Consider the following 15,246-nt stretch of genomic DNA (forward strand, 5'->3'; position numbering starts at 1 on the left):
TGGTGTGGGCTGACCTGTCATGTCCGTCCAATCCTGATCGGGTCTGAAGCTGTTAACTGGAGAAGTCACCATGAAAGGTTTTGTACAAAACATCGAAAGCATTACCGTCAAGAATAAAGACTTTCGCCGGGTACTTTACACGGCCAAGCACTGTCAGCTCGTTGTCATGACGTTGAAGCCAAAGGAAGAGATCGGAATGGAAGTTCACAAGCTCGATCAGTTTTTTCGCGTGGAAGAGGGTGCCGGTGAGGCCGTTCTGGATGGTGTTCGCACGTTGATCAGCGCGGGCTTCGCCGTGCTCGTCCCGGCTGGGACAAATCACAACATCATCAATACTGGCAGTGTTCCGCTGAAGCTCTATACGCTCTATGCGCCACCGAATCATCGCGACGGCGTTGTCCACCATACCCGCGACGAGGCGGAGGCCGACAACGAACACTTCGACGGCAAAACGACGGAATAGAGAGTCGCTCTATGCGCCGCCCTCGGGAAGAGCAAGGACTTGACCCGGGGGCTCACATCAGGACCGCAAAAATGCCGTGTCTGGTTGCATGCAGCAACAATCTAAAGTGCAGATAACCTTTAAAGAATCACATGAAGCCGCTGTGGGCCATTTGCCCATCAACAATCAAGGAGATCAATGATGAATAATGCCGAAAACACGATGCACGAAGGAGAAAATCTGATTTACGACGCGGTCAAAGACTTGACCAAAGATCAGCTTGAACAAACAGTCAGGAAAAACGCCGCAGCCAAAAACTTCGCCCTGAACGACGAACACATGAGCGTGATCCATTCATTGATCGAACACTATAAACAAGATTGCAAGACGCGCGACTGTCTTGCCGCACATGAGCATATGCGTTTTCTCGAAGAGGCATACGAATCCAAAGGCGGCAGCAAATATCTTTATATGTTGTTTGACGCCATGCCTGATACGCGCGGCGTGCTGATGCCTATTCATGAACTCGCCGGTTTGCCTGCACTGAGACTGGAAACGGATGAGGGTTTCGGGACGGCATTTTGAACGAGGACCAATCCTCTCACGGCGGTCGAATAGTAAACCGGTAAGTCACCGGTCCTCAAAAAATCGGATGGCGTTTAGCAATTCAGGGAAATTGTAAATAATATAGTCGGGTTTTACGCCCTCTTTTTCCTGCGTCCCCTGGTTTGACTTGAAAAAAACAGTTTTCATTCCGAGTCTCTGCGCCCCATAAACATCGCGGTACATGTCGTTGCCCACAAACAGAACCTCTGACGGCTCCATTTTCATGGCGGTCAATGCTGCTGTAAACAGGCGTTCATCGGGCTTGCGGTACCCGACGTCTCCCGAGATGATGATCGGATCGAAATATCCAGATAACCCAACGGCGTTCAGTTCCGGGACTGCGTAGGCGGTCTGACCATCGGAAATTATTGCAAGATGATATTTTGGGTACAGTTGTCGGATCGTGTCCTCTACGCCGGGATAGAGCTGCAACTGGAAGCGTGATGCGGCACGGTAAGTCTCGGCAAGAAGTCTCGGGAGCTGTTCAAGCTTCTCAGTTGGCAGGCCGCGTGTGAAATCCGTCGAGTGCCGGGTGATGATCTCTCGGAAGATACCGATGGCATCGAATTCCGCGTAACGCTCACCGTATGCCGTGCGTTGTTCTTTCATTATCTGGAAATACAGATCCTTAACAACGTTCGGGTCGAGAGATATGCCTTGATATGACAGGAGATTGCTGATGACGCGATACACATCGTCATGCCATTCGTTCGTCTGGATATTCGAAAGTGTTCCGTTGATATCGAAAGCAATACCTTTAACGATCATTTAAAACCTCCGCAGGCATTCTTTTGCCTCTCTGATCAGGCGATGGCGGTAATTCGGTTCGATCCAACTGTTACGCGCAATGCGCAATAGCGTAATTCCCATGTAGAACGGTGTCCTGCCGGTGATCGATTGAAAGGCGCTATCGCGGTTTGGGAAGTGGCAGGCATATTCCCAGAGGAAGTGGCCGATGAAAGGCTCGGCGGCGTCCTTGTTGCCGGTTGCACGCATGAAAAAATGCTTCAGTTCTCCGGCGATGCGGCCGGTGTCGAAAACACGATCAGCGCGCTTGGTTCTCTCCAGATCGAACGCGATTACTTGCAACTCATTGCCGAACATAAAATTCTCAGGTGTCGCATCCCCATGCACGAGCACTTTCTGGTCTTCCCACATCCTCGGCTGATCACGCCACTGGTCGCGCAGCCAGTACAACTCACGTGCCTCGCCCTCTCCGATTGCCCTGATTTCAAGCAGTCTGTCGATCAGGCGATCCATATAATCGCAGTCTTGGTGGAACTCGACTCCCACGCCTATGGCTGTCCGGTTGTGAAAGGCGGACAGGAAATACGCGAGTGCGGTTAGCTTATGATAGAGTTTACCTTGGTCGCCGCCCTGTATCACCTCCAGTATCACTTCGCTGAGCAGTTCTCCCTCGCAGTATTCGGTGACCAGAAGCGCATTCAACGAATAGTTGCGACCAAGCGGCCTGACGACATGGTGGGGATAGCCCGTCAGTCCGTAATCGCGCATCATGCAGAGATTGTCGAATTCGCGCGTCAGGCGTGATACCGCCTTGACTGCGTCCTTCTTTCTTGAAGAAAGAAAAAACTTGCCTATGACCCTTGTGCAAGTATTGCGGTCTTCATACAGGTACACGTCGTTTGAGCCATTGAGCTTGAATACACGGTACTTCGAGCTGCCCGAGGCGCCGCTGATCTGCGGCTGAATGTCATGCTGGAGATAACCGTGCAGAGGGTCGTGTTCCGATAGCTTCCCTAGATAAATTCCGGTCATTGTTGTCCTATGCCTGTGAGCCTATGGATGACGCAAGGTTCAATGGTAGGAATTTGTCTAGAATTCCTCTGTGCGCTTTCATACATAGACACGGCTTTTCTGGCTGACAGATTGCGGGGCTGGATGCGACTGCCCTGGCGGTTTCCATCGGCATTTTATTTTACGTTGGGTTTCGCTTTTCTGTGGTAAGTCTTGCCCGGCGGTGGCGCCACCGGTTTGACGCGCGCATCTGCCAATAGCCTGGCGCACTCGCTGTCTTCTCCCGGCCCGGCATTGATCAAGGGGATCAGGGCCGCGACCGGCGCCAAGGCTGCCAGCCCGATTGCGCCACCCGCTTTCATTGCCAATACCCCCTTGTCGACACTGACGCGCGGCTGCTTGAAGCTGCCGCGCACATAGAGCGGCGCTCTGAGCGAAAGCACGCGCAACCCTTCGCTATGGGTGTTGATGGTCAGATCCAGTTGTTCCTGCGCCAAATTGATGTTGCCGCTGACAGCGAGCAGGGCGTCGTCGGTATCGATGATAAAGCTGCGCGTTTGCATCAGGCCATTGGTCACGCCAAAATCGGTCGCCATGCAATTGAGCTTGACTTGCTTGTCGCCGACCAGGCGGGTGAGGATCACGTTGCCGATATTCAAACCCATTTCTTCTAGCAAGAGTTTACTGACCGTACCTTGATTGATCAGGGTCTTGATTTCGCCATTGGATGCGCCCAGCAAGCTGGCAACCGAGTTGCCGACCGCTGACAGGGAGGCATCGCCATTGATTTCACCGGCACTCGCTTGCAGCGGTTGCAAGGCGGGAAATAATTGTTTCAACTTCAAATGGCGGGCCGTCACTTTCATGGTCGCCTTGATCGCATTCTTGCCGGCTTTTCCGCTGCCGTCGAGCGTGATGTTCGAACTCAGGTTCCCCCCCGCCATGTCAAAATTGAGCGGCAACAAGGACAACACGCCGTCTTGCAGATGCACGTTCGTAGTCAGCTTGTTGATGGGCAATTCCTTTTTGCGAATAATTTTTTCGGCGCTGAATTTAATGTCGGCATCGATACTGGTCCAGCGCTCCGTCTTGAAGGGTTCGACCGGTAACGCTTTGTTCTCCGGTTGGACGGCGGCGGCACCGCGCTTGGCCTTGCTGGCATTCGAGTCGGCGCCGATCAGGGGTGCCAGATCGGAAAAGTGCAACAAGTGCGACACAACCGTCCCGGATAACAAAGCACGGGGTTGTTTCGATTGATAGTCGAGGCTGCCACCGATATCGCTGGAGCCGACCTTGCCGCTGAATTTCTCATAAATCCAGCGCCCGCCATGCGGGCTCAGGGTGCCGATCAAATGGCCCTCCGTCGCGAACGGCGGTGTCTCCGGCAAGACGATGCCGCTGAGTGCATACAGCCGCGCCATGCTCACGCCGGACAATTTCAAGCGCATGTCAAGTGCCGCCAGATCAGTCGGCTTGGTGAGCGACCCCTCGACTGCAATCACGGTTTTCCCCATGCGCAGATGGGCCATGATCGGGTAAGGTGCAGTTTGGTGTTGCAGCGATAACACGGCGCCAGCCTTACCGTTGCCGCTGACTGCTTCGCCATTGAACTTGCCGCGTATGTGCCACGCCACGCCATAAATCGGGTCCGAGGCTAGCGTATCGATATCGGCCGTCACATCGGCATGCTGGACGGCGTCGCTCAGGTGGACGCTGCCTTTGGTAAAGATGACGCGTTGCAATTCCAGCTGCCAGGGCGATGGCTTATCGACGTTCTTGAAAGTCCAGTTGTTCTTGCCATCGGCGCTACGCAGCAAGCTGACGACGGGCGAATCGAAACGCAGGACTGGGATCGAGATTTTTTTTCCCAGCAATGCCCAGGGGTTCAGCGAAAAGGCCAACTGCTTGATGCTTGCCATGTCGGCCGGTTGCAGCGCCGTTGCACTCGTATCGACCGGCGCAGGCGCTGGTGCACTCGTATCGGCTGGCGCAAGCGCCATCATGGCTGGCGGATTGCCGACGTGAATGTCATGCGCGACCCAATGCGGCCACGGAATCATGCCGCGCCAACCTTCATCCGGTTCGGCCGGCCCCGCGGCTTGCTTTTCCCAAGTCAGCGAGAGGTCTCCCGAGATCGCGAACGGGCGGCCGAGCGCTTCGCTGCTGCGCGCATTGAGCCATGGCTTGGCTCGGTTCCAGTCGAAATTGAGTAGCACGACCAACGCGACCGCAGGAACGGCGATCAGACCGGCGGCGACGGCGAGCGCTATTTTCGTGCGTCGCGGCATATTCATCCTTAAAAAAGCATCTGAACTGCAAAGGCGCAAAGAACGCAAAATAAAAACAATGGATTACATGAGCAGAGCGGGCCTATCTCGGCAGTCATCGCCATGTTCTTACCCGTAATATTACTCAAATGATGGCAACCGTCTGTACGACACCGCACACAGAGCCCGGTTCGTGCTCGCCGTAGTCCAGAGCACTCCCCCACTCCCAAGGACTGCGGCGGCGATGCGAACTTCCTGATACCCGAACCAAGGCCATGACCTACGTGGTCTGCCGTGGACAAGTGTGGACCTATGTACGCCACCGCACCGACCGCGCTTGGTCCTACGACTAGCCTTGCACCTGCATCCTGAGTTTCCTCCATGCAATTAGTCCAGCCTGTCGCTACGCCAGGGGCACAGGTGGCGACAGGCCGGCTGCGACGAAGGAGGCTAGATCTGCTTGCATCAAAGTAAAGCATTCTTCGCCAACAATCCCGCAATTAACAGGAGTAAAGAAATGTCCAGTGTCGGTTATCACGAGCCTGTAGAGGAACTGTCCACTGAAACGCGCGACATGCACAGAGCCATTGTTTCTCTGATGGAAGAGCTGGAAGCCGTTGATTGGTACAACCAACGTGCTGATGCCTGTAAAGACACGGAACTCAAGGCGATCCTCGAGCACAATCGAGACGAGGAAAAAGAGCATGCATCCATGCTGCTGGAGTGGATTCGGCGCAAAGACCCCAAGTTTACCAAGGAGCTCAAGGACTACTTGTTCACCGAAAAACCGATTGCGCATCAGTAAGAAGGCTCAAGGCCGCCCGAGCTCTTGATGCCGTGTTTTTATAGCGATGAGATTGGAGAATAGCGTGTCCAACACGAATAACCAGAAAACCAGCCGCTTTGCCAACTACGGATTTTTTCTGACCGACAGAAAGAGTATTCCGCCGCCGCCATCCATCGTCGAAGAGATGCGCCACCATGCTGCCGCAGCGATCGGGTTAGGCGCCGGCACAAACCCCGGATTCGGCGCGGGAGAAAATGACTGGCTGGGTGCCGAGGCCTATGTCGATCCACTGCGCTAACCAACCATGCACGAACTTAAGAATAATTATTTAATATCAAGGAAATTCGGACTATGTCAGACACCAAATACCCATTGAACAATAAATTCGAACGCGTCTCCGACTTGACGCACACTATCGCCAGTTTCCTTGAATGGGCCGAACAACAGAAAGGGCTTAGCCTGTGCGAGCCATACAAGCCGCAGTATCCATGGTATATGCCTATCCATACCAGCAAGGAACAACTTCTGCTGGAGTTTTTCGGCATCGATCTGGCAGCGCTGGAAAGAGAGAAAAGACAAATGGTCGGTGAATACGTAAAAGCGGCATAAGCAAGTAAAAATACAGAAAAACCAGTTAACAGACAATCGCGAATATTCAACGCTCTTGCATAACCGGATAAGCATGCAACGTGCCTGGACCAGATTGGTTTTTAGCCACTCTCAACATGAGCTTTGAAGGGCATTCGCATCATTCTGAATTAGTTGTGCTCTGGTTCTCGTGGCATCTGAACGGCCTAACGGCCTACAGTGGTTGCCACGGCCCATACCGAAAATTCTGCGAACCGCTTTTGCCCGACGCCCGTCGCGCCTTTTTCCAGGTACAGGGCCCAAGCCCAATCGGGCTCGAACAGGCTGGTGGTAGACGACCAGTAAATGTCCTGCACGTCGGCGAAAGGATGCCCGGAAGGCAAGGCCGGGCTGTGGGCGGCGCAATCCACCAGCACTTCCAGTTCGTTGATCGTTGGCAGCCGCCAGGGGTTTTCCCCTCCTTCCCGGTTAAGCTCGGCCACCGCTGCCAATGCCTCGCGCCAGACCACCGGTTGCGGTGTGAGATTCGCGCTGCGGCGCCAGAGCAGGCGGGTGAGGCGATCCAGGATGCCGGCGTGAAGAATTTCGAAGCGGGGTTCGGGCCACGGAGCGCCGTAACGCCATTCGCCGTCCTGACCGGAGCCGGTGCATGAAATGACGTTGCCGGCGGCGTCAAAGCACAGGCTTTGGCCCGTACGCGGGACCACGCCCAGACCTTCGCCGCGTACCGGCCAGAGCATGAAGGATTGATCCTTGCCGCCGTAAAACATGCGCGCGCCATCCAGCGCCACGTACCAGGCGTGCGCCGGGCTGATGGCCGCCGTCGTCGCGGTCCAGTACCAGCCGTTGAACACATTGATGAATGGGTGTCGCTCAGGCAGGGCAGGCAATTTGGTTTGCAGACTGAGCAAACTTCTCAATTCGCGGCGATTGGGCATGCGCCAATCGCGCTGGCCGAAACGCTGTTCGCGGTTCATGGTCGCGACGAAGTCCAGTGCTTCCTGCCAGGTGAGTGGAAATTCCGCGAGATTGGCACTACGGCACCAGATCAGCCCGGTCAGCCGATCCATGACCTCGTCGCCGCGCAAGTCGAAACGCGGTTCCGGCCAGGACACGCCGACGGAAAACGATGCGTCCTGGCCGGAACCTTCGCATGGAACCTCGCGTCCATCGTCGGCATGGCAGGTGCGTTGGCCGGTATCCAGGTAATGGTGAGAGGTCATGATTGCTCCAATGAGCCCACCGGCCAGGCGGGCGCCGACAAGGCGACCTCAGGCCTGGAGGAATGCCAGCAGGTCGGCGTTGAGCTGGTCTTTGTGCGTGTCCGCGAGACCGTGGGGCGCGCTCGGGTAGATCTTCAGGGTCGCATTCTTGACCAGCTTAGCTGAGCAAAGCGCCGCGGCACCGATCGGCACGATCTGGTCGTCGTCGCCGTGAATGATCAGCGTCGGCACGTCGAACTTCTTGAGGTCTTCGGTGAAATCCGTCTCGGAGAACGCCTTGATGCAGTCGAAGGTGTTCTTGTGGCCGGCCCGCATCCCCTGCAACCAGAACGAGTCGATCATGCCCTGCGAAACCTTGGCGCCGGGCCTGTTGGCCCCGAAGAACGGGCCGCTGGCAAGATCCTTGTAGAACTGCGAGCGGTCGGCGACAGAGCCCTGGCGAATCTCGTCGAACGTTTCAATCGGCAAGCCGCCAGGATTGGCCGCCGTTTTCAGCATCAGCGGCGGGACGGCGGAGATCAGCGCGGCTTTGGCCAATCGTTCCGTGCCGTGGCGGCCGATATAGCGGGCAACTTCGCCGCCGCCCATGGAGAAACCGATCAGGGCGACGTCCTTCAGGGCTAGCGTTTCGATGAGCTCCGCGAGGTCGTCGGCAAAGGTGTCCATCTCGTTGCCATTCCAGGGCTGGCTCGACCGGCCATGGCCGCGACGGTCATGGGCAATGCAGCGGTAGCCGTTGGAGGCCAGGAACAGCATCTGGGCCTCCCAGCTATCCGCACTGAGGGGCCAGCCGTGGCTGAACACCACAGGCTGTCCTGTACCCCAGTCCTTGTAATAGATCTGCGTACCGTCTTTCGTCGTGATCGTGCTCATTATTTGCCTCCTTACTGCAACCAATCCTGAACGGGCGCAACAGGCGAAGCGCTAAAACGCTGCGAACCAGCATGCACGATACACGGGGAGCGGCCTCTTTTCCGTTCGGTAACGCACACAGGCCGCCGGTTTTCCTCTGTGCGCTGGCGCACGGTGCCGGGCGTCACTCGCTGGTATCGTCTAAACTTGGGCCAAGGAGATTTGAAATGGACGTGATAAAAATTCTGGGCATCGTGGGGAGTCTGCGCAAAGGCTCCTACAACCGTTTTGCACTCAAGGCGGCGCAGGAACTGGTGCCGGGCGGCGCGGTGCTGAACCTGATCGAGCTCCATGGCATTCCGGTCTTCGATCAGGACAATGAAATGACGCTACCGGCTAGCGTGCTTGAATTCAAGCGACGAATTCTGGACGCCGATGCCATCCTGTTCGCCACGCCAGAGTACAACTATTCGCTTCCCGGCGGCCTCAAGAACGCGATCGACTGGGCGTCGAGGCCCTATGGCGAGAGCGCGTGGCTGGGCAAACCGGCGGCGGTGATGGGAGCTTCAACCGGTAGCCTGGGCACGGCCCGCGCGCAATACCATCTGCGGCAAATTCTCGTCACGCTGGACATGCCCGTGGTCAATCAACCGGAAGTGATGATCGGCAATGCCGCGCAGCGGTTTGACCAGAACGGCAGGTTGACCGACGCGCCGACCCGGCAGCACATTCAGAAGCTTCTGGGTGCGCTGGTGCAGCTGGCAAAAACAGCACGGTGAGGAAGGCCGTGCCCTCTGGATTCGTCGATCGCATGGCCGATGCCCCGCTCCACTGGGCAAGGCGTCTGAAGCTCGTCATGATCGGGTCGCTGACATCCTGGATCGATCACCGGGCAGCCAGCAAAGGCGCAGCCCTGGCCTTCTATACCTTGTTTTCCATGACGCCCATCCTGGTGCTGGCCATTGTAGTTGCCGGCTACGTCTTCGGCGCCGAGGCTGCCCAGGGCGAGATCGTTGCCCAAGTGCAAGGGCTGGTAGGACCGAATGGTGCGCAGGCGATCCAGGCATTGCTGGCAGCCGCGCGAGATCCCGCCTCCGGGCGGGTGGCGACACTCGTAGCGAGCGTCCTGCTGCTGCTGGGTGCCACTAGCGTCTTCGCCGAGTTGAAGGGCAGCCTGGATGAACTGTGGGGTATCGAGAACCCTCGTCAGTCAGCCTTCAGCGCGCGCTTCTTAAGAACCCGGCTGTTGTCCTTTGGAATGGTGCTTGTTCTGGCTTTCCTGCTGCTCGTCTCCCTCGTCGTCAGCGCCGCATTGGCCATGCTCGAACGCCATGCGGGCGGAGTCGTGGGCAGTTCCGCCGCGGTTCTCGCGACGGCCTCCTCCCTCATTTCGTTCGGCGTCATCGCCTGCATGTTTGCCGTCATCTACAAGACCCTGCCGGACGCACCGCTGTCGTGGCGCGACGTCTGGATCGGTGCCGCCTTCACGGCGGGACTGTTCAGCTTGGGAAAATATGCGATCGGTTTGTATCTGGGCAACAGCGGCGTGGCATCGAGCTTTGGTGCCGCCGGATCATTGATCGCGTTGCTGCTATGGGTGTATTACTCGGCACAGATTTTCTTTCTGGGGGCGGAGTTCACGCGGCAATACGCACTGTGGTTCGGTAGCCTGCAGCATGAAAGACTGCACTTCGAAGAAGTGGCCCGTCTCGCCGCGCGACCGGGCGCTGAGTGAGCCGCACGGAGAAGCCCATTGCACGTCCGCCGTCCTATGTACGGCACCGTACAGACTTTACCTGATCCCGCGACTATGCTTTCCATTATGGCGTGCCTCTGTCCTCCACCTCCGGCGGATGGCCGGATACCGCTCACGAGTTTCACCGACATAAACCGCAAACACCGAGGTCCGTCCCGATGTCCGCAATCGAAACTCCTGCATCGGAAGCTCCGGCAGGCAATCAATCCCCTGCAGCGCAGGCATCTGAGACTGCCCATCCCTTAACCGTTCACGTTCCTGTGGATGCGCGAGGCTTGGCGCTTGGCATACTGGCGACAGTTGCCTTGGTGTTCGCGCTGGACTGGATGCAGAAGTTTTTTGTTCCCCTGGTGCTCGGGATCTTTTTGGCTTACACCCTGAATCCCCTCGTAGTATGGTTGGAACGGATCAAGATTCCGCGCGTGCTGGGCACCAGCATGGTGATAGTGGCCGTTGTGTGCGCACTCGTGCTGGGCACCTACTCGTTGCGTGGGCAGGTGCAGACGATACTCGCGCAATTGCCCGAAGCCGCGAGCAAGCTGTCTGCGGGGTTCGCCAGCATGCGGGACGATCCGAGCGGCACCATGCAGAAAATGCAAACCGCAGTGGGCGCAATGGAAAAGGCGACCAGCCAGATCGCCGGCATTCCGCCAGGCCCCAAGCAGCGCACTACCCACGTCGTCGTCGACGCGCCCGGGTTCAAACTGGGTGATTTCATGTGGGCGGGTTCCATGGGGGCCTTAGGCTTCATTGGCCAAGCAACCATGGTGATCTTTTTGGCCTTCTTTCTCCTGGCGGGTGGCGACACTTTCAAGCGAAAGCTGGTACGACTCACGGGACCGTCGTTGTCGAGGAAGAAAATCACTATCACCATCCTTAATGACATCAACGATTCCATCCAGAAATACATGTTCATGCTGTTGATGACTAATCTGCTTTTAGGATTGCTCACCTGGATCGCGTTCCACTGGATCGGCTTGGAAAACGCGGGCGCGTGGGCAGTCGCTGCGGGCTTGCTGCATGTGATCCCTTATGTCGGCCCGATATTCACCGCAGCCGCTACCGGGATGGCGGCATTCATGCAGTTCGACTCGTTTTCTATGGCGCTGTTGGTCTCGGGGGCATCATTGGCGATTGCCACGCTCGTCGGCACTTTTGTGACGACCTGGATGACCGGGAGAATCGCCAAAATGAATGCGGCGGCGGTGTTTATCTCGCTGCTGTTCTGGGCTTGGTTGTGGGGTGTGTGGGGCATGCTGATCGGCATTCCGATCATCGTCATCGTGAAAGTAGTGTCCCAGCATGTGGAACAATTACAGCCTGTGGCGGAGTTGCTTGGAGAATAGAAACCGTCTGTAAACCCTGCTAGCAGCCAGTCTAACTTAGGCCATATTAATTTATTAACAAATTGATATTTATGTATAAAAATATATTTTGTGCGCGAATTCTGCTGGTAGAAAACAATCTGCTCAATCAGGAAATAGCCGTCGAATTCCTTGAAAATGCCGGGGCTACCGTATGCGTCGCCCAAAATGGAGCAGAGGCGATTGATTTGTTGCGCAAAGATCATTTTGACTGCGTGTTGATGGATATACAGATGCCGGTGATGGACGGTTTTGAAGCTACGCGGCTCATCCGCGCTGATGCTGCCTTAGCGGAAACACCGGTGATTGCCATGACGGCAAGCTCATCGAACGAGTATCGCGAACGTTGTATTGCCGCCGGTTTTAATGACTTCATCAGCAAGCCATTCAGACCCGATATGCTCTATACCACGCTTGCTCGGTGGCTTGAGGCGCGACCGCAACAAATGCCATTTTCTGTCATAACCCCCACATCGACCATCGACACAGCTTGGGCAGGTGACCCGAATATCATTGACCTGTCGGTGCCGGCCGAATTGATTGGCGGCAATAAATTGGAGATGCGTGAATTTGCCCTTAAGTTCCTGACATCAGCCCGGTATGATTTAACAAAGATCGAATCGGCGCTGAAACGCAACGACCTTTCAGCACTCGGCACATTGGGGCACCACAATAGAGCGCCGGCCATCATGGTGGGGGCAATGGGGTTTGCCAACCTGTGTCAGGCATTGGAACTTGGCAAGGATAGTGTGAACATGGATCAGGCACGGGACATCGTCAGCCAAATGCGCCCGCTGCTTGATCGCATCAATGAACAAATTGATAAAGATTTGGCATAACGGGTGTGCATGACCGGAATATGTCGATAAGAGCAGCGCTATGCATAAAAAAATTGTCTGAGAACCTGCCTGTTATGAAATGGCCGAACTAGTGAACCGCGTCGAAAAAATGGGTCTGGGGCTACTGCAGGAGTGGCCGCTGTTAGTTAATCTGGCCACCACACTGGTGTTCGTCGTCTTCGGCCAAAGCCTGCTCGCCGACCTTTCGCACCCGGTACGCTTCACGTTCATGCTGACCTGGCTATTGCTCATCATCATTTTTTCTATCTTCGCAGTTGTGAGGCACGCGGAAAGCCTGGCGGAGAAACTCGGTGAACCGCTGGGCACATTGGTATTGACGTTGGCCGTTACCGGCATCGAGGTGATGATCATCGTCGCCACGATGTCGACCAGACATGGTGGCCCGACACTGGCCCGTGATGCGATGTTTGCGGTAATCATGATCGTGCTGAATGGCATGGTCGGGCTGACGCTACTGATTGGCGGATTAAAGTACAAGGAGCAGGACTACAATCTTCAGGGTGCCAATTCCTTTCTAGCGGTCATTCTGCCTCTGGCCGTAATCGGGCTTGTTCTACCCAACTACACGCGCTCGTCACCTGACCAGACATTTTCTCCAATCCAGGCAGCGTTCCTGATCATCGTATCACTGGCCTTGTATGGCATCTTTCTTACGATCCAGAACGGACGCCATCGTGCCTACTTTAGAACTTCGCGGCCGACAGCGGAAGCAAAGGATGCGAAACGGAAGTGGCGGGTTGTCCATGAAGTCTACTCGGTTCCGTATCACGTATTGCTGCTGCTGGCGTATATGGGACCGTTGGTGATCCTTACCCAGCAGCTCGCCGTGCCGATTGATTTTACGATACGCGTGTTAGGCGCGCCGGTCGCGCTGGCCGGATTCCTGGTCGCCGTACTGGTGCTCACCCCCGAGTCGCTTGGGGCAGTGCACGCCGCATTGGCCAACGACCTGCAAAGATCCGTCAACATCCTGCTGGGGTCGGTACTCGCCACTACCGGGCTGACGATTCCCGCAGTTCTTATGTTCGGGCTTCTGACCGGCAAACCGATTATTCTCGGCCTGGAACCCGTCGATATCACATTGCTGTCGTTGACTTTGGTATTAAGCACCATGACGTTTTCGAGCAGCCGCACTAACGTTCTCCTCGGCGCTGTCCACTTATTGTTGTTTTTTGCCTACCTGCTGCTTATTTTTCAGCGTTGATCGGTCCGACGGGTTGCTAGCTATGTAGCGATTATGTGCGCTAGCGCACGGTGCGCATCTGCGGAGAGGAGTCTAATTATCGTGGACGGTTCTCAGAACCGGTTGTTTTCCAAGAGGGTCATCCAGATTTCGATGCGGCGTGAAAATTTCGCGCCGCGAATCCCGATTTTGTGATATCGGCATGAGCGTCACTCGGGGCGGCATCGCCCGAAAGATATGAGTTTTCGGCAAACACAGGCCATCAGTCCCGTGCCGCGCTGACTACCCCGAGTGCGAGCGAGGAGAATGTCATAGTCATCAAAGAGTTCGGATTTTCGGCACGCACACGGAATGCGCTGCGTAGCGGCCGGGATACCGAGTTGCTGCGCTCGGAGCTGTTCAGCATCGAGCAACTGAAGCGCCACGCGGTAACGCTGGCTGGCCAGCATAGAATCGATCCGCGTCCGGGGCCGGACAGGTTGCTGCCACGGCTGGCGGACAACGCGCGCGTTCTGCTGGCGGCGTATGACGTCGTGACAGCCGCAGCCACGCAGGGGCAGCGAATCGTGCCGGCAGAAGCCTGGTTGCTCGACAATTTCTATCTGATCGAGCAGCAGATCAGTCTGGCGCGTCGGCATCTGCCGCGCGGGTACAGCCGGCAGTTGCCGCGACTGGCTGACGGCCTGTCAGCCGGTTTCCCCCGCATCTATGACTTGGCGTTGGAGTTGATCTCCCACATGGACGGTCGTGTCGACAGCGACAACGCCACCCAATTCATCGCCGCCTACCAGACCGCTGAATCGTTAAAGCTGGGCGAATTGTGGGCATTCCCGATCATGCTGCAGCTGGCGCTGCTGGAAAACCTTCGCCGCGTTGGGTTGCGTATCGCCCGTCGGCGCGAAGAGCGCGACGCGGCCATTACATGGGCAGACCGCATGCTCGCGACGGCCGAAAGGGAGCCGAAGCAGCTGATCCAGCTGCTCGCCGAGTTTGCCAATGCCGATGTGCCTCTGACCGCGCCGTTTGTGGAGGAGTTTTACGACAGACTCCAGGCTCAGGGGCCCGCCATGGCGTTCGTTCAGACCTGGGTCGAGCAAAAACTGCTCGAACAAGGGGTGACTGCAACGCAGTTGTCGGAGGCCGCAGGCCGAACGGCCGCCGCCAACCAGATCTCGATCGCAAACAGTATCGGCAGCCTGCGCTTCATCGGCGCAATGGACTGGAAGAATTTCGTCGAGTCGCTCAGTGTCGTCGAACAGACATTGCGTGAAGACCCGGCGGGGATGCACGCCGGCCAGGATTTCGCCACCCGCGACCGCTACCGGCATGTCATCGAAGACGTGGCGAAGGGCAGTTCGCGCAGTGAATTGGTGATCGCACGCGCAGCTATTACTCTCGCGCAGACGGCTGCACAGCGATTGGGCGCCAACGACCGCAGCGCGCATGTCGGATACTATCTGATCGATCACGGACGGCAGAGTCTGGAGCGTGCGGTCGGTTGCCGTTGGTCATGGAAATCGTGGATCAGAAGAGCGAACCGTAATTTCCGCCTTAGCCTTT

At 56.5% G+C, this 15,246-nt stretch carries 17 protein-coding genes; 10 read left to right on the forward strand and 7 right to left on the reverse strand.

Annotated elements, in window-relative coordinates; genetic code table 11:
* Window positions 1-70 precede the first annotated feature (70 nt).
* Entirely contained in the window at window positions 71-463 is a 393-nt protein-coding gene (locus VMV64_RS15575) for a cupin domain-containing protein (RefSeq protein ID WP_325331962.1), read from the forward strand.
* Window positions 464-640: 177 nt separating this feature from the next.
* Complete coding sequence (locus VMV64_RS15580) at window positions 641-1,027, forward strand: TusE/DsrC/DsvC family sulfur relay protein (protein ID WP_325331964.1); 387 nt, start codon at window positions 641-643, stop codon at window positions 1,025-1,027.
* A gap of 45 nt (window positions 1,028-1,072) precedes the next feature.
* On the opposite strand, the gene VMV64_RS15585 is transcribed toward VMV64_RS15580, so the two are convergent.
* The 3 genes from VMV64_RS15585 to VMV64_RS15595 all read right to left on the reverse strand — a co-directional run bounded on the left by VMV64_RS15585 (window position 1,073) and on the right by VMV64_RS15595 (window position 5,094).
* Window positions 1,073-1,816 carry an HAD family hydrolase gene (locus tag VMV64_RS15585; RefSeq protein ID WP_325331966.1) on the reverse strand — a complete coding sequence of 248 codons (744 nt, stop codon included), beginning with the start codon at window positions 1,814-1,816 and terminating at the stop codon, window positions 1,073-1,075.
* Window positions 1,817-2,827: a phosphotransferase gene (locus tag VMV64_RS15590; protein ID WP_325331968.1), complete on the reverse strand. Its 1,011-nt coding sequence runs from the start codon at window positions 2,825-2,827 to the stop codon at window positions 1,817-1,819.
* Between the two features lie 155 nt (window positions 2,828-2,982).
* Window positions 2,983-5,094 carry an AsmA family protein gene (locus VMV64_RS15595; RefSeq protein WP_325331970.1) on the reverse strand — a complete coding sequence of 704 codons (2,112 nt, stop codon included), beginning with the start codon at window positions 5,092-5,094 and terminating at the stop codon, window positions 2,983-2,985.
* Window positions 5,095-5,590: 496 nt separating this feature from the next.
* On the opposite strand from VMV64_RS15595, the gene VMV64_RS15600 reads away from it, so the two are divergent.
* The 3 genes from VMV64_RS15600 to VMV64_RS15610 all read left to right on the forward strand — a co-directional run bounded on the left by VMV64_RS15600 (window position 5,591) and on the right by VMV64_RS15610 (window position 6,469).
* The gene (locus tag VMV64_RS15600) at window positions 5,591-5,878 is read left to right on the forward strand and encodes a ferritin-like domain-containing protein (protein ID WP_325331972.1); all 288 of its coding nucleotides are present in this window, start codon (window positions 5,591-5,593) and stop codon (window positions 5,876-5,878) included.
* A gap of 64 nt (window positions 5,879-5,942) precedes the next feature.
* Window positions 5,943-6,158 carry a hypothetical protein gene (locus VMV64_RS15605; RefSeq protein ID WP_325331974.1) on the forward strand — a complete coding sequence of 72 codons (216 nt, stop codon included), beginning with the start codon at window positions 5,943-5,945 and terminating at the stop codon, window positions 6,156-6,158.
* A gap of 53 nt (window positions 6,159-6,211) precedes the next feature.
* Window positions 6,212-6,469 (forward strand): hypothetical protein, encoded by a 258-nt coding sequence (locus tag VMV64_RS15610; RefSeq protein ID WP_325331976.1) that lies wholly within the window; start codon window positions 6,212-6,214, stop codon window positions 6,467-6,469.
* Between the two features lie 185 nt (window positions 6,470-6,654).
* On the opposite strand, the gene VMV64_RS15615 is transcribed toward VMV64_RS15610, so the two are convergent.
* Both VMV64_RS15615 and VMV64_RS15620 read right to left on the reverse strand, forming a co-directional pair.
* Window positions 6,655-7,671 carry a DUF1566 domain-containing protein gene (locus VMV64_RS15615; protein WP_325331978.1) on the reverse strand — a complete coding sequence of 339 codons (1,017 nt, stop codon included), beginning with the start codon at window positions 7,669-7,671 and terminating at the stop codon, window positions 6,655-6,657.
* A gap of 48 nt (window positions 7,672-7,719) precedes the next feature.
* On the reverse strand, window positions 7,720-8,544 hold the full coding sequence (locus VMV64_RS15620) for an alpha/beta hydrolase (protein ID WP_325331980.1): 825 nt from the start codon (window positions 8,542-8,544) through the stop codon (window positions 7,720-7,722).
* A 206-nt stretch (window positions 8,545-8,750) separates the two neighbouring features.
* Here VMV64_RS15620 and VMV64_RS15625 point away from each other — a divergent pair, with 206 nt between their 5' ends.
* From VMV64_RS15625 to VMV64_RS15645, 5 genes are all read left to right on the forward strand, one after another.
* Window positions 8,751-9,302: an NAD(P)H-dependent oxidoreductase gene (locus tag VMV64_RS15625; protein ID WP_325331982.1), complete on the forward strand. Its 552-nt coding sequence runs from the start codon at window positions 8,751-8,753 to the stop codon at window positions 9,300-9,302.
* An 8-nt stretch (window positions 9,303-9,310) separates the two neighbouring features.
* Window positions 9,311-10,258, forward strand: a complete 948-nt coding sequence (locus VMV64_RS15630; protein ID WP_325331984.1) for a YihY/virulence factor BrkB family protein — start codon at window positions 9,311-9,313, stop codon at window positions 10,256-10,258.
* A gap of 179 nt (window positions 10,259-10,437) precedes the next feature.
* Window positions 10,438-11,625: an AI-2E family transporter gene (locus VMV64_RS15635; protein WP_325331986.1), complete on the forward strand. Its 1,188-nt coding sequence runs from the start codon at window positions 10,438-10,440 to the stop codon at window positions 11,623-11,625.
* Between the two features lie 71 nt (window positions 11,626-11,696).
* Window positions 11,697-12,482 (forward strand): response regulator, encoded by a 786-nt coding sequence (locus VMV64_RS15640; RefSeq protein WP_325331988.1) that lies wholly within the window; start codon window positions 11,697-11,699, stop codon window positions 12,480-12,482.
* A 79-nt stretch (window positions 12,483-12,561) separates the two neighbouring features.
* Window positions 12,562-13,707, forward strand: coding sequence for an ionic transporter y4hA (locus tag VMV64_RS15645; RefSeq protein WP_325331990.1), 1,146 nt, complete (start codon window positions 12,562-12,564; stop codon window positions 13,705-13,707).
* 241 nt (window positions 13,708-13,948) lie between these two features.
* On the opposite strand, the gene VMV64_RS15650 is transcribed toward VMV64_RS15645, so the two are convergent.
* Both VMV64_RS15650 and VMV64_RS15655 read right to left on the reverse strand, forming a co-directional pair.
* Window positions 13,949-14,281, reverse strand: coding sequence for a hypothetical protein (locus tag VMV64_RS15650; protein WP_325331992.1), 333 nt, complete (start codon window positions 14,279-14,281; stop codon window positions 13,949-13,951).
* Window positions 14,282-14,489: 208 nt separating this feature from the next.
* Complete coding sequence (locus tag VMV64_RS15655) at window positions 14,490-15,131, reverse strand: hypothetical protein (RefSeq protein WP_325331994.1); 642 nt, start codon at window positions 15,129-15,131, stop codon at window positions 14,490-14,492.
* Window positions 15,132-15,246: the final 115 nt, after the last annotated feature.

The organism is Sulfuricella sp., from assembly GCF_035531155.1.
Taxonomy (GTDB): domain Bacteria; phylum Pseudomonadota; class Gammaproteobacteria; order Burkholderiales; family Sulfuricellaceae; genus Sulfuricella.